Below are 25,803 nucleotides of genomic sequence, written 5' to 3' on the forward strand. Positions count from 1 at the left end.
AACCCTGGCGGCCCAGAATGCCGGGGTGGGGGACTTCCCGCTCCATCTCGTGCAGGCGCCGCCGCGCCCGGCCTTCGGTCGCGTCAAGGCCCTGGCGATCGGGGTCGTCACGCTGGCCATGTGCCTGTTCCTGGCCGGGGCGGCGGCCCGCCCGCAGGTACGCCCGGCCGCCTTCGCGATCCCGGGCATGACCGCCATCGGTTCGCCGCCGGCCGGCCGCTCGTGGGCCCCGGCGCCGCGCGCGGCCGGCGGCCTGAGCAGCCTGGCGACCGCCGGCCGGGGCGAGTTCGCCCTGCACACGGTGGGCGGCGACGTCACCTTCCTGCCCGGGGTCAACCTGGGCGGCACCACGCCGGGACACCAGCCCGGGGAGCTCGCCATCACCGCCGGGCAGTACCGGACCTGGTTCGCGGCGATGACCTGGCTCGGCATCCGGGTGGTCCGGATCGCCACCATCCACCCGCCGGCCTTCTACCGGGAGCTGGCGGCGCACAACCGGGCGGACCCCGGCCGGCCGCTCTACCTGATGCAGGGCGTCTATCTGCCGGACGAGTCGTACATCGAGAAGAACGACCTCTACGACCCCGCGGTCACCACCGCCTTCCGGCAGGAGCTGCGCGACGCGGACCGGGCGGTGCGCGGCGACCTCACCCGGATGCCGCAACCGGGACGGGCCGACGGCACCTGGGACACCGACGTGACGCCGTGGCTGGCCGGCTGGATCATCGGCGCCGAGCTGGACCCCGGCGCGACCGCCCGCTCGGACGCCCGCAACGCCGCCGCCCCGCCGGTCCGCGGCCGGTACGTCCGCAGCACCCCGCGGGCGACGCCGACCGAACGCTGGCTGGCCGCCCGGCTCGACGAGCTGGCCACCCGGCAGGCGGCCGCCGGGCTGAGCCGCCCGCTGGCCTTCGTGAACGGGGCGGCCACGGACCCGCTGCGGCACCCCGAGGAGCCGCTGGCCGAGCAGGACCGCGTCCAGCTCGACGCGAACCACGTGACGGCGACCGGCGCCTGGCCGGCCGGGATCTTCGCCGCCTATCACGCGTACCCGTACTATCCCGACTTCCAGCGGCGGGAGCCCGGCCTGCTGGCCCACCGGTACGCCGGCCGGCCCGACCCGTACGCGGGCTACCTGGCCGCCCTCAGGCGGCACCACGGCGCCGTGCCGACACTGATCACCGAGTTCGGCGTGCCCTCGTCGATCGGCTCGGCGCACCAGGGACCGCTCGGGCGCGGCCAGGGTGACCACAGCGAGCGCGAGGCCCTGCGGATCGACGCCGAGCTGCTGCGGCTGATCCGCGGCGAAGGGCTGGCGGGCGGCTTCCTGGCCGCCTGGACGGACGAGTGGTTCAGGTCCGCCTGGAACACCCGCCGGCACCAGGACCCGGAGCGCCGCCAGCTCTGGCACGATCCGCTCACCTCCGAGCAGCACTTCGGCCTGATCGCCATGGACGCGGCCGGCGCGCCGGACGCGACCACGGCGTACCTGCTGGACGACGAGGACGGGTGGCCGGCCCGGCGGGTCACGGCCCGGGTCGACGAGGCGTTCGTGCGGCTGCGGGTCGGGCTGGGCGATCCAGCGCCGGCCACGCTGACGCTCGGCTTCGACGTGCTGCCCGGGCTGACCGGGCCGCCCGCGCCCGGCACCGCGAACCGCGGCGCGGACGCCGCGTTCTTCCTCGACCTGACCACCCGCACCGGCCAGTCCTACCTGCGCACCCAGCTCGATCCGCTGCCACTGGACGTCACTGTGCCGGTCGCGGCGCGCGGCCCGGGGGCCCTCGGCTGGCAGCGGTTCGAGCTGGTCACCAACCGGGCCGGGACGGCGCCGGGCACCGGCGAGAAGCTGCCGGCCGAGCTGCAGAACGCGGGGATGCTCCGGTACGGCGGCCCGGCCGCCGACAGCCGGTCGCTGTGGGAACGCGACGGCGACGATCTCCTGGTGCGCGTGCCGTGGGCGATGCTGGGCTTCGCGGACCCGTCGAGGCACTCGGTCGGCGTGCCGGCGGGCCGCGGCCTGACCCTGCAGGTGTCCCCGGGGATCGGCGTCACCGTGTCCTCGACCGGCACCGACCAGGCGACCGCGCCGGTGACGTGGGTCAACTGGAACCGGCCGTACCACACCGAGCGGCTCAAGCAGGGCGCCGACCAGTTCCGCGACGCGGCCCTGGAGACTGGCGGCCCGTGACCGCCGGCCGGGTCAGGGGCGGCGGACGAGCTTGGCGGCCAGCCCGCCGCCGATCAGCAGGGTGCCGAGCGCGAACAGGGCCACCGGGCTGAGCCCGGTGACCGGCAGCCCGGCCCCGGCCCCGGGCAGCACCGAGGCGGCCTTCCGGCGCGGCGCGGGCGTACCGGACGGGAGCGGCGCGGCCGCGGCCGGCGTGGCGGTGACGAACTCGCCGACGGTGATGCCGTCGCCGGTCCGCACCACCACCGAGACGTCGTACTCGCGGTCGTTGCGCAGCCCGGTCAGCTCGCAGCCGGCGGCGGTGACGACGGTGAGCGTGCACCCGGACTCGTAGCCGGCGGTGGTGACCCAGTAGTAGCCGAACGGCCCGGAGCCGAGGTCCGCGGGCGGGCGCCAGTCGACCCGCAGGCCGCCGTCGAGGGCCCGCACGCGGACGCCGGTCGCGGCGCCGGGCGGCCGGGGCAGACCCGCCACCGGTACGGGCACAGCGCTCGCCGCGGTACTGCCGGCGCCCAGCTGGCCGGCCGCCCCGGCACCCCAGCAGGACGCGTACCCCCGGACGTCGAAGGCGCAGGTGTGCTCCTCGCCGGCGTCCAGGTCGCGCAGCGCGCCACCGGCCGCCACGGGCACCGGTACGGCCCGGGCCGCCGAGCGGTCCCAGCAGGACGCCCGCCCGCCCCTTTCCAGCCCGCAGGTGTGCTTCCCGCCGGCGGTCACCTCGCCGAGCGGCGCCGCCAGGTCGACCGGGACCGGACGGGCCTTCCCGGCGCCCCAGCAGTACGCCCGTCCCGTCACCGCCAGCGCACACGCCTGCCTCCCGCCGACCGTGACCTCGCGGAACTGGCCGCGCACGGGGACGGCCACCGGCTCGTCACGGTCGCCGGGCCGGCCGACACCCAGTTGCCCGTACGCGTCCGAGCCCCAGCAGAACACCGCCCCGCCGGCGGTCACGGCGCAGGTGCTGTCGCGACCCGCGGCGATGTCGACGACCGGGCCGCCCATCCCGCCCACCCGCACCGGCGCCGCCGAGCCGCGCCGGCCCGGCACGCCGAGCTGGCCGTGGGCGCCGTCGCCCCAGCACCAGGCGCCGCCCTCGTCGTCCACGGCGCAGGTGTGCCGGGCGCCGGTGGTGACCCCGACCAGGTTGCGCCCGGCCAGGCCGGTCACCGCCACGGGGGTGTCCCGGTCGGTACGGGCGCCGTCGCCCAGCTGCCCGGCGGTGCCGTCGCCCCAGCAGCGCGCGGTGCCGCGCACGTCGATCGCGCAGGTGTGGGCCTGGCCGGCGTCGACCTGGACCACGTCGTGCAGGGCGAGCACCGGCCGGCCGAAGGGGTGCGCGGCGCCGCCGTCGCCCAGCTGCCCGGACGAGTCGTCGCCCCAGCAGTAGAGCTCACCGAGGCTGGTCCGGGCGCAGGAGTGGGCGCCACCCGCGGCGATGGTGGCCGTGCCCGGGCCGGCGGTCGTGATCGTGTCGGCGTCGATGCCGGGCGGGTACTGCCCCTGCGCGGCCACCGGCGCCGCCGGCAGCACGAGGAGGGCGAGCGCCGCGACGACCCCTCCGAGACGACCCAGCCGCACCCAGTCCTCCGCTCATCACGCCGCCACAACGCGCGCCATTATGCGGAGTTTCGAGGACTTAGTCCGATTCCGACACGCTCCGGCCGCGGCCCGCGGCCGGAACCTCGGCGAGCACGTCGCTGCTGGTGATCGCGGGAGGGCGGTCCGGAAGATCGTCCTGTCCGTCATGGCGATGACTGTGTCGACCGCGCGTGTCACCGCGCTGTGCGAAAACCATGGTGCGCCTGTGTCCGGTACGCACAGGTGCTACACAGGAAGCGGAAAGGCGGCGCAAAGCGGGGCCCGCGACAGTAGGGGCATGACGATGGCGAACGCAGACAGCAGCACGGAGCTCCGGCGCCCCGACGGCGGTCCCGTCCGGGTCCTCGTGGTCGACGACGAGCCCACCCTCGCCGAGCTGCTGTCGATGGCCCTGCGGTACGAGGGCTGGGACGTGCGCAGCGCCGGCGACGGGCACACCGCCGTCCGGACCGCCCGCGACTTCCGCCCCGACGCCGTCGTGCTCGACATGATGCTGCCCGACATCGACGGCCTCGAGGTGCTGCGCCGGCTGCGCGGCGAGACGCCCGAGGTGCCGGTGCTGTTCCTGACCGCGAAGGACTCGGTCGAGGACCGCATCACCGGGCTCACCGCCGGCGGCGACGACTACGTCACCAAGCCGTTCAGCCTGGAGGAGGTGGTGGCCCGGCTGCGCGGCCTGATGCGCCGGATGGGTCACTCCCCCCTGCGGACGGAATCGCAGCTGATCGTCGGCGACCTGAGCCTGGACGAGGACAGCCACGAGGTGCGCCGCGGTGGCGACCTGGTCAACCTGACGGCCACGGAGTTCGAGCTGCTGCGGTACCTCATGCGCAACCCGCGCCGGGTGCTCAGCAAGAGCCAGATCCTGGACCGGGTGTGGAACTACGACTTCGGCGGGCAGGCCAACGTGGTGGAGCTCTACATCTCGTACCTGCGCAAGAAGATCGACGCGGGCCGCAACCCGATGATCCACACCATGCGCGGAGCGGGCTATGTCCTCAAGCCGGCTGACTGAGACCCGGCCGGCCGGCTGGAACCCGGCGGGCTGGCCGCTACGGACCCGGCTGGTCGCCATCATGATCGTGCTGCTGGTGATCCTCGGGCTGGCCGTCGGCGGCACCGCCGAGATCTACCTGCACAAGGTGCTCTACGACCGGGTCGACAGCCAGCTCGTCGAGGCCGGCGAGCGGGCGCTCGGCCAGGGCCCGGGCGGGCGCATCCCGGGCGGCGGCTTCGACCGCGCGGGCTTCCTCTGGGCCACCGTGGCTCCACCCAGCGCCCCCGAGGGTTCGATCGTGCAGGCATTCACCTTGTCGGAGACCGGCACGATCACCTCGGCCGGTGGCGGCCTGGTCGCCTATCAGGCGCCCGAGGCCGGCTCGACCGAGGACTACGGCCGGCCGCGCAACGGATACACCGCCCTGCCCGTCTCCGCGATCACCGCGCTCAGCCGGGTCGTTCCGGACGACGTGCACACCGACGTCGATCTCGGCGACGAGCTGGGCGCCTACCGTGTGGCCGGCCGGCTCACCCCGGACGGCACCCTGGTCGTCACCGGCCTGTCGCTGGCGGACACGCAGAACACGCTGTACGCGGTCGCGGGCGTCACCGGCGGCGTCGTGCTGCTCGCGCTCGTCGCGGCCGGTTGGGCGGGCGCCGTGATCATTCGCCGTACCCTCCAGCCGCTGCACCGGGTCGCGGCCACCGCGACCAGGGTCGCCGAGCTGGAGCTGGACCGGGGCGAGGTCGAGCTCGCCCAGCGCGTGCCGGCCGCCGACACCGACCCGCGCACCGAGGTGGGTCAGGTCGGCGCGGCGCTCAACCGGCTGCTCGACCACGTCGGCAACGCCCTGGAGGCCCGGCACGCCAGCGAGCTGCAGGTCCGGCAGTTCGTCGCGGACGCCAGCCACGAGCTGCGCACGCCGCTCGCCGCGATCCGCGGTTACGCCGAGCTGAGCCGGCGCAGCCGGCAGCCGGTGCCCGACGAGATCGGCCACGTGCTGCGGCGCGTCGAGTCCGAGGCGACCCGGATGACCGCGCTGGTCGAGGACCTGCTGCTGCTGGCCCGCCTGGACGCCGGCCGCCCGCTGGCCCAGGACCCGGTGGACCTGACGATGCTGGTGGTGGACGCGGTGAGCGACGCGCACGCGGCCGGCCCGGGCCACGACTGGCAGCTCGACCTGCCCGCGGAGCCGGTGACGATCACCGGTGACGCCCAGCGGCTGCACCAGGTGCTGGCCAACCTGCTGGCCAACGCCCGGACCCACACGCCGGAGGGCACGACGGTGACGGTCGGGGTCAGCGAGAGCGGCGGCGCGGCGGTGCTGAGCGTGACCGACGCCGGGCCCGGCATCCCGGCCGACCTCCAGCCGCACATCTTCGAGCGGTTCGCCCGGGGGGACAGCTCGCGGTCCCGGGCGGCGGGCAGCACCGGCCTCGGGCTCTCGATCGTGCACGCGGTGGTGACGGCCCACGGCGGCACGGTCGCGGTACGCAGCGAGCCCGGTCGCACCGAGTTCACCGTACGGCTGCCGATGACCGCCGCGCTCCCGCCGGCCGCCACCCTCAGCGTCCCTGCCGCAGCCCGTCCATGAGCACGTCGCGCAGGTCGTCCAGCAGGGCGCCGGCGGCTTCGCCGTCGGTCACGTGCAGCTCCAGCGGCACCGACTCGCGGTCGCGGCCGACCAGCACGTCCAGCGCGCACAGGGCCCGCCCGGCCAGCTCGCTCGTCACGTCCGGGCAGGCCGCCGCCTGCAGGCGGTCGTCCAGCCAGGGCCGGTTGGCCGCGCCGGGCAGCCCGGCGGCGATCGCGGCGATCGCGGTCAGCGCCTGCGTCGGCGGTATCTCACGCAGTAGGACGGACGGCGTCTCCCAGACCCGCAGCACGACCGCCGCCACGGCCTGCCGGCGCCGGGCCGGCTCGAGGTCGGCCAGGCCGTCCAGCAGGTACGGCGCGCTCGCGTTGTTCATGTCCTCAATGGCAGCACAGCAACTTGCACGTGCCCATACCCCGGCTGACGGACACTCCCCCGCCGCGATGGGCTAAGCTCTGCTCGTGTCCTGGGCGTATCAGTGGTTTACGAGGCCGGCTCCCGCCGGTGCCTCGGCCATGATCCCATGACCTGAGACACCCCCGTAGGGCCGGCCGAGGCAGCGACATTCGTCGCTGCCTTTTCGTTTGCACGAAAGCCGGTCACACCGGGGCCGCCGGCCCCCGGTCCCGGCGGAGGAGAAGACAGCCGTGACCATCCCCGAGGTGCAGCGGGTCAGCGACCAGCGCATCGAGACCGTCGTGCCGCTGATGAGCCCCGCGCTGCTGCATCACGAGCTGCCGCTGACCCACGAGTTGTCGGCGACCGTGCTGGACAGCCGCCGGCAGGTGGAGGCCGTGCTCGACGGCCGAGATCCCCGCCTGCTCGTGGTCGTCGGGCCGTGCTCGGTGCACGACCCCGTCGCCGCCACCGAGTACGCCGACCGGCTGCGCGACCAGGCCGCCCGGCTCGCCGACGACCTGCTGATCGTGATGCGGGTGTACTTCGAGAAGCCGCGCTCGACGGTGGGCTGGAAGGGGCTCATCAACGACCCCGGCCTGGACGGCACCGGCGACGTCGGCCAGGGCCTGCGGGTCGCCCGGGCGCTGCTGCTCGAGGTGCTCGGCCGGGGCCTGCCGGTCGGCGTGGAGTTCCTGGACCCGATCACCCCGCAGTACATCGCCGACACGGTGGCCTGGGGCGCGATCGGCGCCCGTACGGTCGAGTCGCAGGTGCACCGCCAGCTGGCCTCCGGGCTGTCCATGCCGATCGGCATGAAGAACCGGCCCGACGGCAGCATCGCCACCGCCATCGACGCGATCAACGCCGCCGCGGCCCAGCACGTCTTCCCCGGCATCGACGTCTCCGGCACCCCGGCGATCATGCACACCACCGGCAACCCGGACTGCCACCTGGTGCTGCGCGGCGGCCAGGGCCCGAACTACAGCGCCGCCGACGTCAACGCGGCGCTGGCCCAGCTGCGCGCCGCCGGGCTGCCGGAGCGGCTCATCGTCGACTGCTCGCACGGCAACAGCAACAAGGACCACCTGCGCCAGCCGATCGTCGCCGACGACGTGGCCGGCCAGCTGGAGGCCGGCCAGCGGGGGATCAAGGGCGTGATGCTGGAGAGCTTCCTGATCCCGGGCCGGCAGGACCTGGGCGGCGAGCTGGCGTACGGGCAGAGCGTCACCGACGCGTGCATGGGCTGGGAGCCGACCGTCGGCGTGCTGGACCGGCTCGCCACCGCCTCCGCGAAGCGCCGGGCACTCACAGGCGGCGCACAGTAACGGCATAAGGGGCCGACAGGCGGGCGGAAGACAGTAACCAGGTCAGTGCTTCCGCCTGCCTTAAGGAACCCCGATGACCTCGACGTTGCCCGTACCGCCGATGGTGTCGCCGGCCGGCCCCCCGCCCGCCGCGCCGCCACCGGCGGACCGTCCCCGGTCCCGCTGGTCGGCGTTCTGGCGCGGCCGCGGGGACGACGCCGCCTGGGTACGGCCCGCGCTGCTCGCCCTGCTGCTGCTCACCGGCGTCCTCTACGTCTGGGGGCTGGGCGCCTCCGGCTGGGGCAACGCGTTCTACTCGGCGGCCGTGCAGGCCGGCTCGGAGAGCTGGAAGGCCTTCTTCTACGGCTCGTCCGACGCGGCGAACTCGATCACGGTCGACAAGACCCCCGGGTCCCTGTGGATCATGGCGCTGTCCGTCCGGATCTTCGGGCTGAGCTCGTGGAGCATCCTGGTGCCGCAGGCGCTGATGGGTGTCGCGACGGCCGGCCTGCTGTACGCCACGGTCCGCCGCTGGTACGGCCCCGCCGCCGGCCTGCTCGCCGGGGCCGTGTCGGCTCTGACCCCGGTCGCGGTGCTGATGTTCCGGTTCAACAACCCGGACGCGCTGCTGGTGCTGCTGATGGTGGCCGGCGCGTACGCCACCGTGCGGGCGATCGAGAACGGCGCCACCAAGTGGCTGGTGCTGGCCGGGGTGTTCGTCGGCTTCGGCTTCCTGACCAAGATGCTCCAGGCGCTGCTGGTGGTGCCCGCGTACGCGCTGGCGTACCTGTTCGCCGGCCCGCCGAAGCTGGGCAAGCGGATCTGGCAGCTGCTGCTGGCCGGGCTGGCGGTCGTCGTCGCGGCCGGCTGGTACATCGCCGTCGTCGAGCTGGTGCCGGCGTCGATGCGCCCGTACATCGGCGGTTCGCAGAACAACAGCCTGCTCGAGCTGACGCTGGGTTACAACGGCCTGGGCCGGCTCAACGGCGAGGAGACCGGCAGCGTCGGCGGCGGCGGGGCCGGCGGCGCGGGCGGCGGGATGTGGGGCGAGACCGGCCTGCTGCGGATGTTCGACGGCTCGCAGGGCGGTCAGGTCTCCTGGCTGCTGCCGGCCGCGCTGATCACGCTGGTCGCCGGGCTGGTGCTGACGGCCCGCGCGGCGCGCACCGACCGGCTGCGGGCCGGGCTGATCCTGTGGGGCTCCTGGCTGGTCATCACGGCCAGCGTGTTCAGCTTCATGCAGGGCATCTTCCACGCGTACTACACCGTGGCGCTGGCGCCGGCGATCGGCGCGGTGGTCGGCATGGGCTCGGTGCTGCTGTGGCGCCACCGGCGCAACGTCTTCGCGGCGCTGACCCTGGCCGCGGCGATCGGGGTGAGCGCGTGGTGGTCGTACCACCTGCTCGGCCGGAGCGCCGACTTCCTGCCCTGGCTGCGCTGGGTGGTGCTGGCCGGCGGCGTCCTGGCGGCGCTGGGCGTGCTCGCCACGCTGCGACTGCCGGCCCGGATCGCGCTGGCCACCGCGGGCCTGGCCGTCGCCGCGGTGCTCGCCGGCCCCGCCGCGTACGCGGTGCAGACGGCCGCCACGCCGCACACCGGGTCCATCCCGTCGGCCGGCCCGGCCTCGCAGGGCGGCGGCTTCGGCGGCCGCGGCGGTCCCGGCGGCGCCGGCGGGCGCGGCCAGCGCGGCGCCTTCCCGGGCGGCGGCTTCCCCGCTGGTGGCTTCCCCGGCGGCGGGTTCCCGGGCGGCGGCACCCCGCCGGGCGGCACGACCGGCACCCTCCCGGGCGGCGCCGCCCCCGGCGGCACGGCGACCGGCGGCGGGATGCGCGGCGGTGGCGGCATGGGCGGCCTGCTGAACGCGGCCACGGTCAGCGACCGGATGAAGGCCCTGCTGGAGGCGAACGCCGACCGGTACACCTGGGTGGCCGCCGCGGTCGGCTCGCAGAACGCCTCGGGCTACCAGCTGGCCACCGGCGACCCGGTGATGGCGATCGGCGGCTTCAACGGCAGCGACCCGTCGCCCACCCTCGCCCAGTTCCAGCAGTACGTGGCCGAGGGAAAGATCCACTACTTCATCGGCAGCGGCGGCGGCTTCGGCGGCGGCCGGGGCGGCGCCGGCTCGGGCGGCAGCAACACCAGCTCGCAGATCTCCGCGTGGGTCACCGCGACCTTCACCGCCCAGACCGTCGACGGCGTGACCGTCTACGACCTCACCGCGCAGTAGATGACGACCGACCAGCGGGCGGCCCTCGATCTCGGGGGCCGCCCGGCCGGCGTGCCGGCGCCGGGGAACGACACTCACAGGCCCGCCACAGGGTCGCCACAATCCGGGCAAAGCCCGGAAGCCGACCTTGCTGGCATGAGCCTTTCCACGCTGCCCACGCCCGCCGCCGAGCACGTACGGGTCGTCGCTCCGGTGCTCGACGTGGTCGTGCCGGTCTACAACGAGGAGACCGACCTGGAGCCGTGCGTCCGCCGGCTGCACGACTACCTGCGGGCCGAGTTCCCGTACCGGTTCCGGATCACCGTCGCGGACAACGCCAGCACCGACGCCACCGCCGAGGTGGCCGACCGGCTGGCCGCGACGCTGCCCGAGGTCGCCGCCGTGCACCTGCGCGAGAAGGGCCGCGGCCGGGCGCTGAAGTTCGTGTGGACGCACTCCGACGCGACCGTGCTGGCCTACATGGACGTGGACCTCTCCACCGACCTCGGCGCGCTGCTGCCGCTGGTCGCCCCGCTGATCTCCGGGCACTCCGACCTGGCCATCGGCTCCCGGCTGGCCCGCGGCTCCCGGGTGGTCCGCGGGGCCAAGCGCGAGTTCATCTCCCGCGGCTACAACCTGCTGCTGCGCGGCACCCTGGCGGCACGGTTCTCCGACGCCCAGTGCGGCTTCAAGGCGATCCGCGCGGACGTGGCGTCCCGGCTGCTGCCGATCGTGGAGGACACCGGCTGGTTCTTCGACACCGAGATGCTGGTGCTGGCCGAGCGGGCCGGACTGCGCATCCACGAGGTGCCGGTGGACTGGGTGGACGACCCGGACAGCCGGGTCGACATCGTCGCCACCGCGCTGGCCGACCTGCGCGGCATCGCCCGGCTCACCCGGGCCCTGGGCACCGGCCGGCTGCCGCTGGCCGCCCTGCGCGAGCAGCTGGGCCGCAACCCTCTGCCGGTGGCCGGCGTGCCGGCCGGCCTCACCGGCCAGCTGCTGCGCTTCGCCGCGGTCGGCGCGGCCAGCACCCTGGCCTACCTGCTGCTCTACGCGCTGCTGCGGGCCGGCGCCGGCCCGCAGGCCGCCAACCTGATCGCGCTGCTGGTGACGGCCGTGGCCAACACGGCGGCCAACCGCCGGGTCACCTTCCGGGTACGCGGCGCCGACGGCGCGTGGCGGCACCAGGCCCAGGGGCTGGCCGTCTTCGCCGTCGGGCTGGGCCTGACCAGTGGCTCGCTGGCGCTGCTGCACGCGCTGAGCGACCCGCCGACCACGGTGGAGCTGGGCGTGCTGGTGGTCGCCAACCTGGTCGCCACCGGGGTCCGTTTCCTGCTGATGCGCAGCTGGGTCTTCCGCACCCGGCCCGGCCGGCCGGTCCTGCATGAAGCAGATGTGAACGCAAGTCCCCCAACGGTATGAAATCGGTGACCGGCGAGTAACAATGGCAGGGATCGGGGCCGCGGAAACGGCCCCGGTCGATGTGCCTTGGGAGTCCGGGCCCCGCCGGAGGTGGCAGCATGCTCAGCAAGGAAGACAGCCGCAGGCTGGCGCAGCTGGAACGCCAGCTCCGCCGCGACGACCCGGACTTCTGCGCGCGCATGCGCGGCGACTCGCCGGCCCGCCGGCGCCTGCCGCTCTCCCTGGTGCTGACCGGGTGCGTGATCTGGGCCGCGGCCCTCATCCTGGCCGTCTTCGGCTGGTGGGGGGCGGCGGTGGTCGCCGGGGTGTGGGGCACGGTCATCGTGGCGGCGCTGGGTTACCGCTGCCGTCCGGGCCGCGACCCCGCTGATCCGGAGATGTTCCCCCCGCCCTGGTGACCACCGCGGGCCACTACGTGAAGGTGACCGTCGCGTCCGCGGCCTCCCGCGCCCGGGCCACCGCCGCCGCTTCCTGCTCGACCGCCTTGCGGGCCCGGGCGGTGAGCGTCCCGAACGGCGTGACCGTCAGATCCACCCGCCGCCGGCCGGCCATCTTCGCCCGCCACACCCCCGCGATCTCGCCGTCCACCAGCAGCGCACCCGGGTTGCCGAGCAGCCGCCAGATCTCCTTCTGCCGGGCCCGCTCCGGCACCAGCAGGTCGCGGTCGCGGGCCTGGAGCAACGGGTCCATCGCCGGCAGCAGCCGCACCCCGGACATCGGCTCCGCCGCCGTCAACGCCGGCAGCGAGCCGGCCGGCAGCCAGGTCCGGCGGCCGGCGACGCGCACCTCGGCCAGGCCGGCGGGCCAGACCTGCTTCATCTCCGCGGTGGAGCTGCCGAGGTACTTGCCCAGCTCGACCGGCGTCGCCGGCCCCAGCAGCCGCAGGTACGTCGTGATCAGCGCCCCGATGCCCTCGTTCCCGGTGGGCTGGGCCGGCGCGTCGCGGATCGGGCCCAGCATCGCGTCGCGGCCCCGCGACTCGACCTGGATGCCGCCGGCCAGCCCGGAGTGCTGCCACACGTTGCCGGCGATGTGCCGGGCGCCGCAGCTCCGGCAGTCGTAGGTCAACTCCGCCGGCACCCGCGCGCTGACCTGGGTGCTGACCTCGCCGCGCGGCATCGAGGAGCGCACCACCGCGCGGAACGCCCGCGCGGTCACCGCGAACGCCTCGATGCCGAGCCGGCCGGCCGCCGGGATCTGGCCGCTCTTGATCCGGGCCGCCGCATCCGCGTCGCTGACCGGCCAGAGCGCCTTGACCAGGTTCTTCAGGTCACGCCGGCGGTGCAGGTGGGGTGCGCCCCGGGCCGCCCAGACCATCAGGAGGCGGTCGTCCTCCAGCGGGGCCTCGGTGCGGGCGGCCAGCGCCACCCGTACGGAGCCGGGGGTGTACTCCTGCACGCCCAGATCGAGCACGTCCAGGTCGGCCGGGCGGTCCCGGCCGCGCTCGGCGAGCCCCAGCGCGGCGATCCGGTAGGCCAGCACCTGGCCGCGGTCCACGTCCATGGGAGCCATCCTTCACCCGCGGCGACCGTATCGCCGGGCGGCGACGTTTCTCAGTCGCTCGAGGCGGGCGCCGCCGCCGGCCGAGACGAGTTCCCAGGTGTCGAGGCTGCTCGGGCCGTACGGGCCCTCCTGGAGGATGGGCGGCTCGCCGGTGAGCCGGTAGCCGCAGCGGCGGGCCACGGCACAGCTGGCCGTGTTGGCCGGGTCGATGCGCAGCAGCAGGCGGCTCAGGCCGAGGCTGCCGCGGGCGTACCCGGACAACAGCGAGAGCGCCGCCGAGGCGTGGCCGCGCCGGCGGTGCGCGGCCCCCACCAGATAGCCCAGCTCGGCCTCACGCAGGCCCGCATCGACGCCGAAGAGCAGCACCTCACCGATCGGCCGGCCACCGTCGAGGGTGATCGCGAGCTGGATGCGCTGGCCGCTGGCGCGGCTCTGCCGGGCCCGTTTCAGGTAGGCCACGCCGGCCTCGAGGTCGAACGGGGACGGCATCGGCGTCCAGCGCGCGATGTCGGGCTCGTCGAGCAGCTCCACCAGATCGTCGAGGTCCTCGTCGCGCCACTCGCGCAGCGTGACGCCGTCTCCGGTCAGCGCGATCGGGTAGGGCAGGCGGCCGGCGGTCGTCATGGGCCGATCCTGCCCGTAAGCGACCGGTTCCTGCCAGTAGGTGAGCCCGACAAAGCCGCGGGCGGGTGGCTCAGCCCCGCACGACCATCGGCGCGGTATCCAGCAATGACCAGTCATGGCTTATGTCGGCCGCCGCACGCAGCAGCAACGGCAGGTACTCGCCTGTCAATTTATCGACAGACGTCTCCGCCGCGTGCACGGTCACGTTGAGCGCGGCGACGACCTTGCCGTCGCCGTTGCGCACGCCGGCCGCGATCGACCGGATGCCCAGGGCGAGGTCCTGGTCGGCCAGGGCCCAGCCCTTGGCCCGGACCTCGCGCAGCGCGGCCTCCAGCGCCGGGCGGTCCGGCTGCGAGCGCGCGCTGATGCCGGACCGGCCGGGCTCGGCGAGCACCGCGTCGAGCTGCGCGGGCTCCAGGGCGGCCAGCAGCACCTTGCCCATGGAGGTGGCCGCGGCCGGGAAGCGGGTGCCGATCGACACGGCCAGCGTGACGATCTTCGGTACGGCGACCCGGGCCACGTACACGATGTCCGAGCCGTCGAGCTGGGCCATCGACGTGGACTCCCCGGTCCGGGCGACCAGGCGCTCCATGTGCGGGCGGGCCACGTCCCACATGTCGAGGGAGTTCACGTAGGCCATGCCCAGCTCGAGCACCCGCGGGGTCAGCGTGTACCCCCGCTCGACCGCCCGCACGTAGCCCAGCTCGGTGAGCGTGAGCAGGATCCGGCGTACGGTCGGCCGGGCCAGCCCGGTGTCGGCGGCGATCTCACTCAGCGTCGACACCCGGCGGCCCGGCCGGAAGCTGCGCACGACCTCCAGCCCGCGGGCGAGGGCCTCGATGAAGTCCGGACCGGTCTCCCGTGCCATCGAGCCCCCTGACGTGATCGTCCGACCGGCTAATGCTTCCACTGCGCCGAGCCGGCGTCCCACTCGGTGTAGGTGTACGGGTTGTCCCGCACCTTCGTCTCGGGCACGTCCGGGTTCATCCCGCGCTGCCAGGCCTCCTCACCCATCGTGGCGCGCAGGTGCTCGATGGTGCGGCCGACCTGCGCGCGGGCCGCGGCCAGGTCCACCCCGACCAGCTTGTGGTCGCGCTTGACGATCCGGCCGTCGACCAGCACGGTGTCCACGTCCCCGCGCTGGGCCTGGAAGGCCACGTGGCCGTACGGGTGCAGGATCGGGAACATCACCGGGGAGTCGTCGTTCCTGAGCAGCACGACGTCGGCCTTCTTGCCCGCCTCCAGGCTGCCGATCACCGAGTCCATCCCGAGGGCCTTGCTGCCGCCGCGGGTGGCCCAGTCGACGACCTGCTCGGCGCGCAGGTGCACGTGGGTCACGGTGTCGGCCCGGGCGTGCGCCTCCATGTGCTCGCGGGAGCGGTCCGCGCCGAGCGTGGTGCGCATCGCGGAGAACAGGTCGCCGCTCCACCACACGCTGGTGTCCATCGACAGCGAGACGCCGATGCCGTGGTCGCGCAGCATCCAGGTGGGCGGGTAGCCCTGGCCGGCGCTCTGCTCGCTCTCGGTGGAGACCGAGACCGAGCCGCCGGTGGCGGCGATGCGGTGGTACGAGTCGTGGGTGAGCGTCGCCGCGTGCACGTACACGGTCTGCGGGGTCATGAAGCCGTGCTCGTGCATGAGCCGGATGCCGTCGTCGTTGGTCGCGCCCCACACCCCGGCGTGGGTCGTGACGGGCACGCCCAGCTCGCGCGCCACCTCGAAGGCGGCCTTCTCCGGGAACGCCGGGTCGCCGGTGACGTCGAAGGCCATCTGGAAGCCGAGCATGTCGTCGCCCGGGGTGATCCGCCGGCGGACGAAGTCGCGGAACTCGGGGCTGGCCGACCACTCCCACGGGCCCTGCTGGATGTTGCCGTACGCGAGCACGAACCGCCCGGGCACCGCCTGCAGCGCGTCGACCGCGGCGTCGGCGTGCTGCGGGGTCTGCAGGCCGTGCGACCAGTCCACGGTGGTGGTGACGCCGGCGTCGATGGCCTCGATGGCGGCCAGCAGGTTGCCGGCGTGGACGTCCTCGGGGCGGAACAGCTTGCCGGACTCCAGGTAGTACCAGACGAAGTACTGGGTCAGGGTCCAGTCGGCGCCGTAGCCGCGCATCGCCGTCTGCCACATGTGCCGGTGAGTGTCGATCATGCCGGGCATCAGGATGCCGCCGGTCGCGTCGATCACCGTGGCGCCCTCGGGGGCGGTGAGCCCCACGCCGACCTCGGCGATGCGCCGGTCGATCACCAGCACGTCGGCGTTCGGCAGCACGGTGTGCCGGTCGTCCATGGTCAGCACGGTGCCGTTGCGGAACAGAACACTGTCGGTCATTCGCCGTCGACTCCCTCCGGACAGACGTCCGTCTAGCGGTCACTGCCTCGGCGTCAGTGTGTTGCGGCTCACCAGACGTGTCAAGGAGATGTTTCGGCGCGGCGACGGTTGACAGCTCATTGCCCTGCGCCGAGACTGACAAAAGCGCGGACGTCTGTCCGCCTAGCGGTCAACACCTCGAAAGGCGGCACATGGGACCCCTCAGCGGACTGCTGGTCGCGGACTTCTCCCGGATCCTGGCGGGCCCGTACGCGACGATGCTGCTCGCCGACCTCGGCGCCCAGGTGATCAAGGTCGAGGGCCCGGCCGGCGACGACACCCGCACCTGGATGCCCCCGGTCCGCGACGACGTGTCGACCTACTACCTGGGCATCAACCGCAACAAGCGGTCTATCGCGCTGGACCTGAAGAACCCCGCCGACCTGGACGTGGCGCAGCGCCTGGCCGCCCGGGCCGACGTGATGATCGAGAACTTCCGGCCCGGCGGCCTGCGGCGCTTCGCCCTCGACTACGACACCGTCGCGGCCGGCAACGCCAAGATCGTGTACGCGTCGATCAGCGGCTTCGGCACCGGCGCGGGCGCCAACTACCCCGGCTACGACCTGATGGTGCAGGCCGTCTCCGGGCTGATGAGCCTCACCGGGGACCCGGACGGCTCGCCGTACCGGGCCGGCATCTCGGTCTTCGACGTGATGGCCGGGCTGCACGCCAGCATCGGCATCCTGGCCGCGCTGCACCACCGCGACGCCACCGGCAGCGGCCAGCACGTCGAGGTCAACCTGCTCTCCTCCGCGCTGTCCGGGCTGGTCAACCACTCCAGCGCGTACGTGGCCGGGGGCACCGTCCCGTTCCGGATGGGCAACGCGCACCCCAGCCTGTTCCCGTACGAGCCGCTGCCCACCGCCGACGGCGAGCTGATCGTCATCGCCGGCAACGACGGGCAGTTCCGCAAGCTGTGCCAGGTGCTCGACCTGCCGGAGCTGCCGGACGACCCCCGCTTCGGCCGCAACCAGGACCGCACGGCCAACCGCGAGGCGCTGCGCCCGCTGCTGGTCGAGCGGCTCGCCAAGCGCACCAAGGACGAGTGGTTCCGCGAACTGCTCGCGGCCGGGGTGCCGTGCGCGCCGATCAACACGATCGACGGCGGCGTGGCCCTCGCCGAGGAGCTGGGGCTGGATCCGGTGGTCGAGTCCGGCGGAGTCCCCGGCGTCCGCAACCCGATCACGTTCTCCGGTACCCCGGCCGGCTACGAGCTGCCGCCGCCCGGACTCGACGAACACGGTGAGGAGATCCGCGCGTGGCTGACCAAGGACTGAGGTTCCCGACCGGGCTCGGCACCTCCGACGAGACGCAGATCCGGCTGCTGGGTCAGGACCTCGCGGCGGACCTGATGGGCCGGGTCGGCTTCGGCGAGCTGGCCTACTGGCTGGTCGCCGGCCGCCGCCCCACCCCGGGCGAGGTCCGCGTCTTCGAGACGGTGCTGGTCGCGCTGGCCGACCACGGCTTCACGCCGACCGCCATCGCCGCCCGGCTCACGTACCTGAGCGCGCCCGAGTCATTGCAGGGGGCGCTGGCCGCGGGGCTGCTCGGGGGCGGCTCGCGCTTCCTCGGGGTGACCGAGGACTGTGGACGGTTCCTGGCGGCGGCGCTGGCCGACGGCGTACCGGAGGACGACGCGGGCTTCGACGCCCTCGCGCTGGCCGTGATCACCGAGGCGCGCGCCGCGAAGAAGTTCGTGCCGGGGCTGGGCCACCCGGTGCACAAGAAGCAGGACCCGCGTACCCCGGTGCTGATCCGCATCGCGGACGAGGAGGGCCTGCGCGGGCCGCACCTGCGGCTGTTCGAGGCCATCGGCCGGGTGCACCCGCAGGTGCTGAACAAGACCCTGCCGCTGAACGGCGCCGGGGTGTGCGGCGCGGCGCTGGCCGACCTGGGCCTGCCGGTCGACCTGCTGCGCGGCTTCGCGCTGCTGGCCCGGGCGGCCGGCCTGCTCGGCCACCTGGCCGAGGAACGCCGCAACCCGATCGGCATGGACGTCTACCTGACCGTCGACCGCAACGCCGTCTACGAGGAATGAGAAAGGAGCCGCCATGGCCACCGTCGTCGCGGTGATCGCCTCGACCCACCATCCCTTCTACTACAAGGCCAGCACCGCGACCGGCGAGGACCGGCCGCCGTTCGCCGACGAGTGGGTCAGCAAGATCACCGCCTTCCGGGAGACGCTGACCCGGGCCCGCCCGGACGTGCTGGTGATGGTCGGCTCGGACCACTTCCACCAGCTCTGGCTGGACAACATGCCGCAGTTCCTGGTGGGCAAGGCGCCGTTCTACGACGCCAACTTCTACAACGAGGAACGCGAGTTCGGCCTGCCCCGGATGCTGCTCAAGGGCCAGGAGGACCTCTCCGCCCACATTCTGCGGGCCGGGCTCGACGAAGGCTTCGACCTGGCGTTCAGCAACGAGCTGCGGATCGACCACAGCATCACCTGCCCGATCATCACCCTGCGGCCCGAGGCCGACCTGCCGATCGTGCCGATCTACACCAACATCTTCGCGCCGCCGCTGCCCCAGCCGAAGCGCTTCGTCCAGCTCGGGCAGACCATCCGCGACATCGTCGAGTCGTGGCCCAGCCACCTGCGGGTCGCGGTGATCGGCACGGGGCACCTGTCGCTGGAGCTGGGCGGCCCGCGCCAGTTCGGCCCGCACGGCCCGGACCCCGAGTTCGACCGCAAGGCCGTGGAGTGGATCGCCACCGGCGACCTGGAGCGCTGCCTGGCCGAGGTGACCCTGGACAGCCTGCACTCCCCCGGCAACGCCACCCACGGCTTCATGGACTTCATGCTGATGATGGGCGTCGCCGGCGCCGGCCGGAAGGCCGACCACGTGGACACCCTCGACCTCTTCCACACCATGGAGGCCTACTTCACCTGGTACCCGAACGGGGTGGACGCATGAGCAGGTACCTGCTGGACAAGTTCCTCTACTTCGTCGACCGGGATCCCGAACTGGTGGAACGCTACCGCGAGGACCCGCGCGGGACGGTCGATTGGTGGGAGGCCGAGTGCGCCAACAAGGTCCTCAACTGCCACGCCGGTGAGGCCAGCACCTGGCTGCGCTTCACCGAGGAGGAACGCGAGGCGCTGGCCGCGCACGACCACGTGGCGCTGTTCGCCCTGGGCGCGCACCCGTTCCTGACCCTGACCCTGTTCATCGCGATGTTCGAGCGCGACCACGGGCCGCTGGAGTATCAGAAGGCGTTCGGGGCGCGGCTGGCCCACTTCGCGCTGCCGTACCCGGACATCGCCACCTGATGCGGGCCGCGCTGCTGCGCGCGTGCGGCACCGCGCCGGTGGTCGGCGACCGGCCGGTGCCGGTGCCGGCCGAGGACGAGATCCTGGTCCGGGTCACCGCGGCGTCCATCACCCCGCTGGACCGGCTGTGCGCGTCCGGCACGTCGTACTTCGGCGTGCCGGCCACCCCGTACGTGCCCGGCGTCCAGGGGGTCGGCCTGCGCGACGACGGCACGGCGGTCTGGTTCCCGACCGGCGCGGGCATGCGCCCCGGCGACGGCAGCCTGGCCGAGTACGCGGCCGTGCGCGCCGCCGACACCGTGGCGCTGCCCGACGACGTCGACCACCGGCTGATCGCGGCGCTCGGGCTCTCCGCGGTGGCCGCGCACCTGGCGCTGACCTGGCGCGGCGAGCTGCGGCCGGGCGAGCACGTGCTGGTGCTGGGGGCGGGCGGGGTCGTGGGGCAGAGCGCGATCCGGCTGGCGCTGCTGGCCGGGGCCGGCCGGGTCGTCGCGGCGGCGCGTTCCGGGGCGGCCCGGCAGCGGGCGGCGCGGGCCGGGGCGGCTGTGGTCGTACCGCTGCACGACGGTGACGATGTGGCCCGGCTGACGGCGCGCCTGCGGGCCGCCGCCGACGGCCCGGTCGATCTCGTCCTGGATCCGCTGTTCGGGATCCCGGCGGCGGCCGCGCTGCGGACGCTGCGGCCCGGCGGCCGGCTGGTCAACCTGGGCAGCGCGGCCGGCGAGACCGCCCCGCTGGACTCGGCGACGCTGCGCGCGGGCTCGCTGCGCGTGCTCGGCTACACCAACAACGAGCTCACCCCGGCGCAGCGGGCCGCGGCGCTCACCCTGGTCGCCGAGCATGCGGCGGCCGGGCGGCTGGCGGTCGATCATGAAACGGTACGGCTGAGCGACGTCACGACGGCCTGGCGCCGCACGGACAGCCGGATGGTCGTCATCCCGTAGCGCCGGCGTCAGTCACCGGCGCTCTCCGGCCCGGGCTGGGCCGATTCCTGCGAGCGCGACGTCTCCGTGCGCACGCGTTCGATGCGGTCGACACCGCGCTGGACCGCCGCCCGGGAGCGTTGCAGGAACTCGTTGCTACGCTCGGTCTTGGCCGAGGTCCGCTCGATGGCGTCCCGGAACCGCCCGATCGGGTCCACCGTGCGCTCGGCCTGGTGCTCGGCCTCCTCGTCGAGCTTGCGCTCGCGCTCGGTGGCGTCGGCCTCCCGCGCGTCGGCGTCCAGCTCGCGCCGGTCGGCGTCCCGCTCGCGCTGGTCAGCACGCCGGTCACGCTCGTCGGCCGCGCGCTCTCGTTCGCCGAGCCGCCGTTCCCACTCGTCCAAGCTCGCAGCCCTGGCCCTCTGCCGGTCATCCGGAACGTCCGAACCACCCACGAATCGCAGCCTACATTCGGGGCGAGGAGGCCGGGAGGCTCACCTCGCACCAGACGCTCTTTCCCGGCGGCCGGGAATCCCAACCCCACCGGCTGGCCAGCCGGTCGATCAGCAGCAGCCCCCGGCCACCGGCCGTGGCATCACCCGGCCGGACCATGCGGGGCTCCCGCGCGCTGCCGTCGCCGACCTCGATGCGGACCCGCCCCGCGCCGGCCAGCACGCGCAGCTCACCCGGCGGCGGCGCGTGGTTGACGGCGTTGGCCACCAGCTCGCTGGTGACCAGCACGGCGACCTCGACGACCGGGTCGGGCACGCCCCAGCCGAGCAGCGTGTCGGTCACGAACCGGCGTCCCAGGCCGCAGGCCGAGCCCGTGGCCGGCACCTCCGCCAGCACGGCGAGGCAGCCGCCGGCGCGGTGCTCCGGGGCGGTGGCAGGTGGCAACGTCATTCCAGCGGACCAGCGGCCGACGACGGGCGCGGCAGTCCCGGGCGCCCGGCGGACAACCCCGGACGTCGGCGTTGCACCCGTCCAGTCTGCCACCGCCGGTTTCCGGGCCGGTCGGCCCCGGGCGGCTCAGCGGCCGGCCGGAGCGCCGGCCGACGGCCGCCGCCGGCCGAGCGACTAGTGCGCCTCGGCGGTGGCCTGGCGTTCCCCGCGCTGGGCGGGCTCGGCGCCCTCGACGGCGAACGGGTCACGCAGCCGCGTCATGGCCGCGGCGCTGTTGTCGGCCGCCTCCGACTTGTCCTCGGGCGCGGCGCTTCCGGCCGGCGCGAGGAACAGGTCGGCGTCGTTGTTGTCCGTGGAGTTCATTGATCGATCCGATGCTCTTATGGGGTGGGAGAAGCTGGGCTCTCGAGTTCTTTGAGATCGAGGTGCAGCGTGGACAGCAGCCCGCTGTGCAGGAAGGGATCGAGGGTGTCGGGAAGCTCCCGGTCGACCCAGTCCGCCCGGGCATTCTGCCCGCGCTCGCGGAGCTTGGCGATGATGGCGCTCTTCTGGATCATTTCATCGGCCCGTCTTCAGGTGTGTCGTGACGTCGGCGAAAACGAAAAAAGCGCCGGACGGGTGCGTATACCCACCGGGCGCCATAAACGTCAACGGATTTCGAAACGGGAACACACTCACCGTACCACGAATCCGTTTCTCCATCGCCGGACCGTCGGCCGCGGTGGGGCCGCCCGGCGACCCGCGACATACGGTGGCCATGACGTCGATGCGTGGAGGTAGTCATGTCAGCTGTTCTGGTGGTGCTGTCCGGGGCCCGGGTGTGGAGTCTCAGGGACGGCACCCAGCACCCGACCGGGTTCTGGGCCGAGGAGTTCGTCGCGCCGTACCGGCTGCTGGTCGAGGCCGGCCACGACGTCACCGTCGCGACCCCGGGCGGCCGCGTCCCGGTCGCCGACGAGGCCAGCCTGGGCGACGAGTCCGCCCCCGCGCTGCGCGCCTACCTGGAGAGCGTGCGGGACGTGCTGCAGTCCCCGGCCCGGCTCGAGGACGTCGACCCGGCCGGCTACGACGCGGTCTTCATCCCCGGCGGGCACGGCCCGATGCAGGACCTGGCGGTCAACCCGGACGTGGCCCGCATCCTGGCCGCGATGCTGCCGGACGCCGGCAAGGTCGTCGCCTCCCTGTGCCACGGCCCGGCGGCGTTCCTGTCCGCCGGTGACGCCGAGGGCAACTGGCTGTTCAAGGGCCGCAAGCTGACCGCGTTCACCGACGAGGAGGAGAAGCAGGCCGGGCTGGCGGACAACGCCCCCTGGCTGCTGGAGGACCGGCTGCGCGCGGGCGGCGCCGTCTTCGAGTCGGCTCCGGCCTGGGCGTCGCACGTGGTCGTGGACGGCAACCTGATCACGGCGCAGAACCCGGCCTCGGCCGAGGCCGCCGGCCGGGCCATCCTCGCCCAGCTCTGAGCCGGCGCGCCGGGTCAGGAGCCGGGGTTCACGAACTCGGGCTGGTCCAGGACCCGCAGCCAGGTGCCGTCGCTCTGCCGGCGGGCCACCTGGGCGCGGGCCCCGGCGCCGTCCCGGGGCGGGGTCGAGGTCAGCGCCAGCTCGCCGCTGATCAACGTCGGCAACGGCGGCTCCGGCTGGAAGGCGGGCAGGTGCGGAAGCGCTTCTTCCCACAGCTTGCGGATGGCCTCGCGCCCGACGGTCTGCTGACCCGGCGGGTACGCCATCACGGCGTCCGGCTCGTAGAGCAGCGCGATACCCTCGGCGTCCTTGGCGTTGGCCCGCTCGACGAACAGCCGGGTCAGATCCTCGGGGCGGGCGGCCTTCTCACGTTCGGTCATGAGGCCAGCCTCGCCCCACCCGAGTGACAAGTCCAACAGATGGTTCTTGTCGTAGCTATCATCACGACTCATGGATCTGCGGCAGCTCGAATACTTCGTGGCGGTGGCCGAGGAGGCCAATTTCACCCGCGCGGCCGACCGCGTGCACATCACCCAGTCCGGCGTGAGCGCCCAGATCCGCCAGTTCGAACGGGAACTGGGTGCCGACCTGTTCGACCGCTCCGCGCGCATGGTCCGGCTCACCGCGGCCGGCGCGGCGGCGCTGCCGCACGCCCGTACGGCGCTGGCGGCGGCCCAGGCCATCCGCACCGCCTGCGACGAGGTGAACGGGCTGGTCCGCGGCAAGCTGCGGATCGGCATGGTCACCGGCTGCACGATCACCCCGCTGTTCGACGCGCTGGCCTCGTTCCACCGCCGGCACCCGCGGATCGAGATCACCCTGGCCGAGGACAACTCGGAGGTGCTGGTCGAGAACGTGAGGGCGGGCCACGCGGACCTGGCCCTGGTGGCGGTGGCGGGCGGCCTGCCGGACGGGCTGGAGTCGCTGACCGTCCTCAGCGAGGGACTGGTCGCGGCCGTCGCGCCGGGGCACGACCTGGCCGAGCGGGAGTCGGTGCCGTTGCGGCGGCTGACCGCGTACCCGTTGATCTGCCTGCCGGTGGGCACCGGGATCCGCGGCGTGCTCGACCAGGCCTGCGCGGCCGCCGGGGTCCGCCCGACCGTGGCGCTGCAGGCGACCGCGCCGGGCGCGGTCCTGGACCTGGCCGCGCGCGGCCTGGGGGTGGCGATCCTGAGCGCGTCGATGACGGCCGAGGTGGCCGGGCTGCGGTCGGTGCCGATCGAGGACGTCGAGCTGCCGGCGATGCTGGCGCTGGTGTGGCGCAAGGGCGAGAGCGCGGTGCTGCGGGCCCTGCTGCCGCACTGCCGCCGCGCCTTCGCGGCCTAGGCTCTCGCTCACCGCCCGCCTTGCCCCGGTTCTCCCAGCGGCCTGCCTTCCCGCCGCGGGTGCCGGCTCGCCGTGCTGGCCGGCCGGTTCGCTGCGGATCTCGCGCGTGGCCGGTTCAGGCCGCGCAGGCGACCTCGGCCTGCTCGCTCCAGGGCGTGCCGTCGAAGCCCTCACGGGGCCGCGTCTCGCGGTCCCGCTGGCCGAAGGTCTGCACCGACAGCGTGACCGGCAGCCGGCCCAGCGGCAGCCCGTGTACGCAGTCGACCCGCACATCGGCCTCGGCTTGCACGGTTTCGCCGGGCGCGATCCAGCGCCGCTCGTCCACCCCGTGCACGCTGACGCCCGGCCGGGAACCGGACAGGTCACGGATGGTGATCGGCATCGGCCCGGCGTTCACCAGCGTCACCCGCCGGGTGAGCGTGACGGTGGTGACCCGCCCGCCACGCACGACGCTGTCCGCGGGCGACCCGTCGACGAACGGACTGGCCTCGGCGAAGACGAACACGGCGACCGGCCGGTCGCGGACGGCGGCCTCCCGGCGCACGGCCCAGCCGTAGGTGGCGCAGGCGCCGAGCACAGCCCCGACCACCAGCGCGGCCGCGACGAGCAGATGCGACCGGCGGGAACGAGCGGGAGGTACGACGGCCGGCCGGTCCAGGTCGATCACATTCATGCGGTGCCCTCGCCCTGCCTCGGAACGGGAACGGACGGTTCAGAGAACGTACGGCACCGGCCGGGGGTTGCGGGCCGAGGGGCGCGTCTTTCCTGGTCGTCGCGCGTCAGTCCACCATGGAGCGCGGTGCACCCTCCAGGTCATCGATGATCCGCTCCAGGATCCGCGGTGTGTCCCGCAGGGGCGCGGCCCGGACGAACAGCCGGCTCACCGCGTCGAAGTAGAAGTCGACGTCGTGCCGACCGCCCAGGTAGAGCGCGCTGGTGAGCTGCTCCAGACACACCAGATCGGGCAGCTCCGGCCGCGGAAACCGCAGAATGGTGAACGACCCGCCGGCGGCGACGTGCCGGCCGGCGCTGAACGGCAAGACCTGCAGCCGTACGTTCGAAGCCTTGGTGACCACCGCCAGCAGCGACTCGAGCTGATCCCGCATGACCCGCCTCCCCCCGACCGGGCGCCGCAGGGCGGCCTCGTCCACCACGGCCCAGAGCTTCGGCGGATGCGGACGGGTGAGCAACTGCTGACGCTCCACCCGGCGAGCAGCCTCGTCACGGCGCGCGACCGCCCGGGCGTACTCCTCGGTCTGCAGGAGCGCCGGGACGAACTGGACCTCGTAGGTGCGGATCAGGGAGGCGGTGGCCTCCAGCCCGAGATAGCGGGGAAACCAGTCCGGGGTGACATCGCTGTACGCCCGCCACGAGCCCGGGGCGTTGGCCTCGCGTACGCGGTCCAGGAAGACGTCGCGTTCCAGATCGTCGTAGACGCCGTAGAGGGAGAGAAGGTCGAGAACGTCCCGCTCGACGAGCCGGGACTGCCCCAACTCCATGCGGTCGATCTGCCACTCGTCGCCGTTGATCGCGGCGGCCGCCTCGGCGAGGGTGAGACCGCTGCGCTCCCGGAGTCGTCGCAGGTAGGCGCCCACCAGGACACGGACGACTGTGGGGGCATCGCCGGGGCCACCCCGCTCCGGTGATCTGCTCAACGCGCACCTCCGCGCTTTTTCTTCGGTTGAGCATGCCACTGGGGGGCGGGTGG

General features: G+C 73.9%; 27 protein-coding genes. 14 read left to right on the forward strand and 13 right to left on the reverse strand.

Annotation, left to right across the window (positions count from 1 at the left end; genetic code table 11):
• Nucleotides 1-25 precede the first annotated feature (25 nt).
• On the forward strand, nt 26-2,191 hold the full coding sequence (locus Ani05nite_RS31330; RefSeq protein WP_203774389.1) for a hypothetical protein: 2,166 nt from the start codon (nt 26-28) through the stop codon (nt 2,189-2,191).
• A gap of 12 nt (nt 2,192-2,203) precedes the next feature.
• Here the strand turns inward: Ani05nite_RS31330 and Ani05nite_RS31335 are convergent, their stop codons facing one another.
• Complete coding sequence (locus tag Ani05nite_RS31335) at nt 2,204-3,769, reverse strand: RCC1 domain-containing protein (RefSeq protein ID WP_203774391.1); 1,566 nt, start codon at nt 3,767-3,769, stop codon at nt 2,204-2,206.
• Nucleotides 3,770-4,067: 298 nt separating this feature from the next.
• Here Ani05nite_RS31335 and Ani05nite_RS31340 point away from each other — a divergent pair, with 298 nt between their 5' ends.
• A complete protein-coding gene (locus Ani05nite_RS31340; RefSeq protein WP_203774393.1) occupies nt 4,068-4,805 on the forward strand; it encodes a response regulator transcription factor in 738 nt (245 codons plus the stop codon).
• Nucleotides 4,783-6,384 carry a sensor histidine kinase gene (locus Ani05nite_RS31345; RefSeq protein ID WP_275410667.1) on the forward strand — a complete coding sequence of 534 codons (1,602 nt, stop codon included), beginning with the start codon at nt 4,783-4,785 and terminating at the stop codon, nt 6,382-6,384. Before Ani05nite_RS31340 ends, Ani05nite_RS31345 begins: the two co-directional genes overlap by 23 nt.
• Here Ani05nite_RS31345 and Ani05nite_RS31350 read toward each other — a convergent pair.
• Nucleotides 6,356-6,760 carry a hypothetical protein gene (locus tag Ani05nite_RS31350; protein ID WP_203774395.1) on the reverse strand — a complete coding sequence of 135 codons (405 nt, stop codon included), beginning with the start codon at nt 6,758-6,760 and terminating at the stop codon, nt 6,356-6,358. The two genes, Ani05nite_RS31345 and Ani05nite_RS31350, sit on opposite strands and share 29 nt — an antisense overlap.
• 271 nt (nt 6,761-7,031) lie before the next feature.
• Between Ani05nite_RS31350 and Ani05nite_RS31355 the strand changes: the two genes are divergently transcribed.
• The 4 genes from Ani05nite_RS31355 (at nt 7,032) to Ani05nite_RS31370 (ending at nt 12,116) form a co-directional block, all read left to right on the forward strand.
• Entirely contained in the window at nt 7,032-8,108 is a 1,077-nt protein-coding gene (locus Ani05nite_RS31355) for a 3-deoxy-7-phosphoheptulonate synthase (protein ID WP_203774397.1), read from the forward strand.
• A 73-nt stretch (nt 8,109-8,181) separates the two neighbouring features.
• Nucleotides 8,182-10,314, forward strand: coding sequence for an ArnT family glycosyltransferase (locus Ani05nite_RS31360; protein ID WP_203774399.1), 2,133 nt, complete (start codon nt 8,182-8,184; stop codon nt 10,312-10,314).
• Nucleotides 10,315-10,449: 135 nt separating this feature from the next.
• Complete coding sequence (locus Ani05nite_RS31365; protein WP_203774401.1) at nt 10,450-11,718, forward strand: bifunctional glycosyltransferase family 2/GtrA family protein; 1,269 nt, start codon at nt 10,450-10,452, stop codon at nt 11,716-11,718.
• Between the two features lie 98 nt (nt 11,719-11,816).
• Nucleotides 11,817-12,116 carry a DUF3040 domain-containing protein gene (locus Ani05nite_RS31370; protein ID WP_203774403.1) on the forward strand — a complete coding sequence of 100 codons (300 nt, stop codon included), beginning with the start codon at nt 11,817-11,819 and terminating at the stop codon, nt 12,114-12,116.
• 13 nt (nt 12,117-12,129) lie between these two features.
• Here Ani05nite_RS31370 and Ani05nite_RS31375 read toward each other — a convergent pair whose 3' ends face one another.
• The 4 genes from Ani05nite_RS31375 to Ani05nite_RS31390 form a co-directional block, all read right to left on the reverse strand.
• Nucleotides 12,130-13,221 (reverse strand): DNA glycosylase AlkZ-like family protein, encoded by a 1,092-nt coding sequence (locus tag Ani05nite_RS31375; protein ID WP_203774404.1) that lies wholly within the window; start codon nt 13,219-13,221, stop codon nt 12,130-12,132.
• A gap of 12 nt (nt 13,222-13,233) precedes the next feature.
• Nucleotides 13,234-13,845: a GNAT family N-acetyltransferase gene (locus Ani05nite_RS31380; protein WP_203774405.1), complete on the reverse strand. Its 612-nt coding sequence runs from the start codon at nt 13,843-13,845 to the stop codon at nt 13,234-13,236.
• 70 nt (nt 13,846-13,915) lie between these two features.
• Nucleotides 13,916-14,713, reverse strand: coding sequence for an IclR family transcriptional regulator domain-containing protein (locus Ani05nite_RS31385; protein ID WP_203774406.1), 798 nt, complete (start codon nt 14,711-14,713; stop codon nt 13,916-13,918).
• Nucleotides 14,714-14,742: 29 nt separating this feature from the next.
• The gene (locus Ani05nite_RS31390) at nt 14,743-16,173 is read right to left on the reverse strand and encodes an amidohydrolase family protein (protein WP_203774407.1); all 1,431 of its coding nucleotides are present in this window, start codon (nt 16,171-16,173) and stop codon (nt 14,743-14,745) included.
• A 191-nt stretch (nt 16,174-16,364) separates the two neighbouring features.
• On the opposite strand from Ani05nite_RS31390, the gene Ani05nite_RS31395 reads away from it, so the two are divergent.
• From Ani05nite_RS31395 to Ani05nite_RS31415, 5 genes are read left to right on the forward strand one after another with little or no spacing between them, the layout of a single operon-like run.
• Entirely contained in the window at nt 16,365-17,489 is a 1,125-nt protein-coding gene (locus Ani05nite_RS31395; RefSeq protein WP_203774408.1) for a CaiB/BaiF CoA transferase family protein, read from the forward strand.
• A complete protein-coding gene (locus tag Ani05nite_RS31400; RefSeq protein ID WP_203774410.1) occupies nt 17,471-18,250 on the forward strand; it encodes a citryl-CoA lyase in 780 nt (259 codons plus the stop codon). Before Ani05nite_RS31395 ends, Ani05nite_RS31400 begins: the two co-directional genes overlap by 19 nt.
• Nucleotides 18,251-18,263: 13 nt before the next feature.
• Complete coding sequence (locus tag Ani05nite_RS31405) at nt 18,264-19,127, forward strand: DODA-type extradiol aromatic ring-opening family dioxygenase (RefSeq protein WP_203774411.1); 864 nt, start codon at nt 18,264-18,266, stop codon at nt 19,125-19,127.
• Entirely contained in the window at nt 19,124-19,483 is a 360-nt protein-coding gene (locus Ani05nite_RS31410; RefSeq protein ID WP_203774412.1) for a hypothetical protein, read from the forward strand. The genes Ani05nite_RS31405 and Ani05nite_RS31410 overlap by 4 nt, the downstream gene beginning before the upstream one ends.
• Nucleotides 19,483-20,427, forward strand: coding sequence for a quinone oxidoreductase family protein (locus Ani05nite_RS31415; protein WP_239130821.1), 945 nt, complete (start codon nt 19,483-19,485; stop codon nt 20,425-20,427). The genes Ani05nite_RS31410 and Ani05nite_RS31415 overlap by 1 nt, the downstream gene beginning before the upstream one ends.
• Nucleotides 20,428-20,435: 8 nt before the next feature.
• On the opposite strand, the gene Ani05nite_RS31420 is transcribed toward Ani05nite_RS31415, so the two are convergent.
• From Ani05nite_RS31420 to Ani05nite_RS31435, 4 genes are all read right to left on the reverse strand, one after another.
• Entirely contained in the window at nt 20,436-20,807 is a 372-nt protein-coding gene (locus Ani05nite_RS31420; protein ID WP_203774413.1) for a hypothetical protein, read from the reverse strand.
• A gap of 61 nt (nt 20,808-20,868) precedes the next feature.
• The gene (locus tag Ani05nite_RS31425) at nt 20,869-21,306 is read right to left on the reverse strand and encodes an ATP-binding protein (protein ID WP_203774414.1); all 438 of its coding nucleotides are present in this window, start codon (nt 21,304-21,306) and stop codon (nt 20,869-20,871) included.
• Between the two features lie 174 nt (nt 21,307-21,480).
• Nucleotides 21,481-21,669, reverse strand: a complete 189-nt coding sequence (locus Ani05nite_RS31430) for a hypothetical protein (RefSeq protein WP_203774415.1) — start codon at nt 21,667-21,669, stop codon at nt 21,481-21,483.
• A gap of 17 nt (nt 21,670-21,686) precedes the next feature.
• Nucleotides 21,687-21,863, reverse strand: a complete 177-nt coding sequence (locus Ani05nite_RS31435) for a hypothetical protein (protein WP_203774416.1) — start codon at nt 21,861-21,863, stop codon at nt 21,687-21,689.
• A gap of 225 nt (nt 21,864-22,088) precedes the next feature.
• Between Ani05nite_RS31435 and Ani05nite_RS31440 the strand changes: the two genes are divergently transcribed.
• Nucleotides 22,089-22,769, forward strand: a complete 681-nt coding sequence (locus Ani05nite_RS31440) for a type 1 glutamine amidotransferase domain-containing protein (protein ID WP_203774418.1) — start codon at nt 22,089-22,091, stop codon at nt 22,767-22,769.
• Between the two features lie 14 nt (nt 22,770-22,783).
• On the opposite strand, the gene Ani05nite_RS31445 is transcribed toward Ani05nite_RS31440, so the two are convergent.
• Nucleotides 22,784-23,149, reverse strand: coding sequence for a YybH family protein (locus Ani05nite_RS31445; protein ID WP_203774420.1), 366 nt, complete (start codon nt 23,147-23,149; stop codon nt 22,784-22,786).
• 70 nt (nt 23,150-23,219) lie between these two features.
• Between Ani05nite_RS31445 and Ani05nite_RS31450 the strand changes: the two genes are divergently transcribed.
• Complete coding sequence (locus tag Ani05nite_RS31450) at nt 23,220-24,095, forward strand: LysR family transcriptional regulator (protein ID WP_203774422.1); 876 nt, start codon at nt 23,220-23,222, stop codon at nt 24,093-24,095.
• A 115-nt stretch (nt 24,096-24,210) separates the two neighbouring features.
• On the opposite strand, the gene Ani05nite_RS31455 is transcribed toward Ani05nite_RS31450, so the two are convergent.
• Both Ani05nite_RS31455 and Ani05nite_RS31460 read right to left on the reverse strand, forming a co-directional pair.
• Nucleotides 24,211-24,768, reverse strand: coding sequence for a hypothetical protein (locus Ani05nite_RS31455; RefSeq protein WP_203774424.1), 558 nt, complete (start codon nt 24,766-24,768; stop codon nt 24,211-24,213).
• Nucleotides 24,769-24,874: 106 nt separating this feature from the next.
• Complete coding sequence (locus Ani05nite_RS31460) at nt 24,875-25,750, reverse strand: helix-turn-helix domain-containing protein (protein WP_203774426.1); 876 nt, start codon at nt 25,748-25,750, stop codon at nt 24,875-24,877.
• Nucleotides 25,751-25,803 lie beyond the last annotated feature (53 nt).

The sequence above is a fragment of the Actinoplanes nipponensis genome (assembly GCF_016862275.1).
In the GTDB taxonomy this organism is placed as follows: Bacteria; Actinomycetota; Actinomycetes; order Mycobacteriales; family Micromonosporaceae; genus Actinoplanes; species Actinoplanes nipponensis.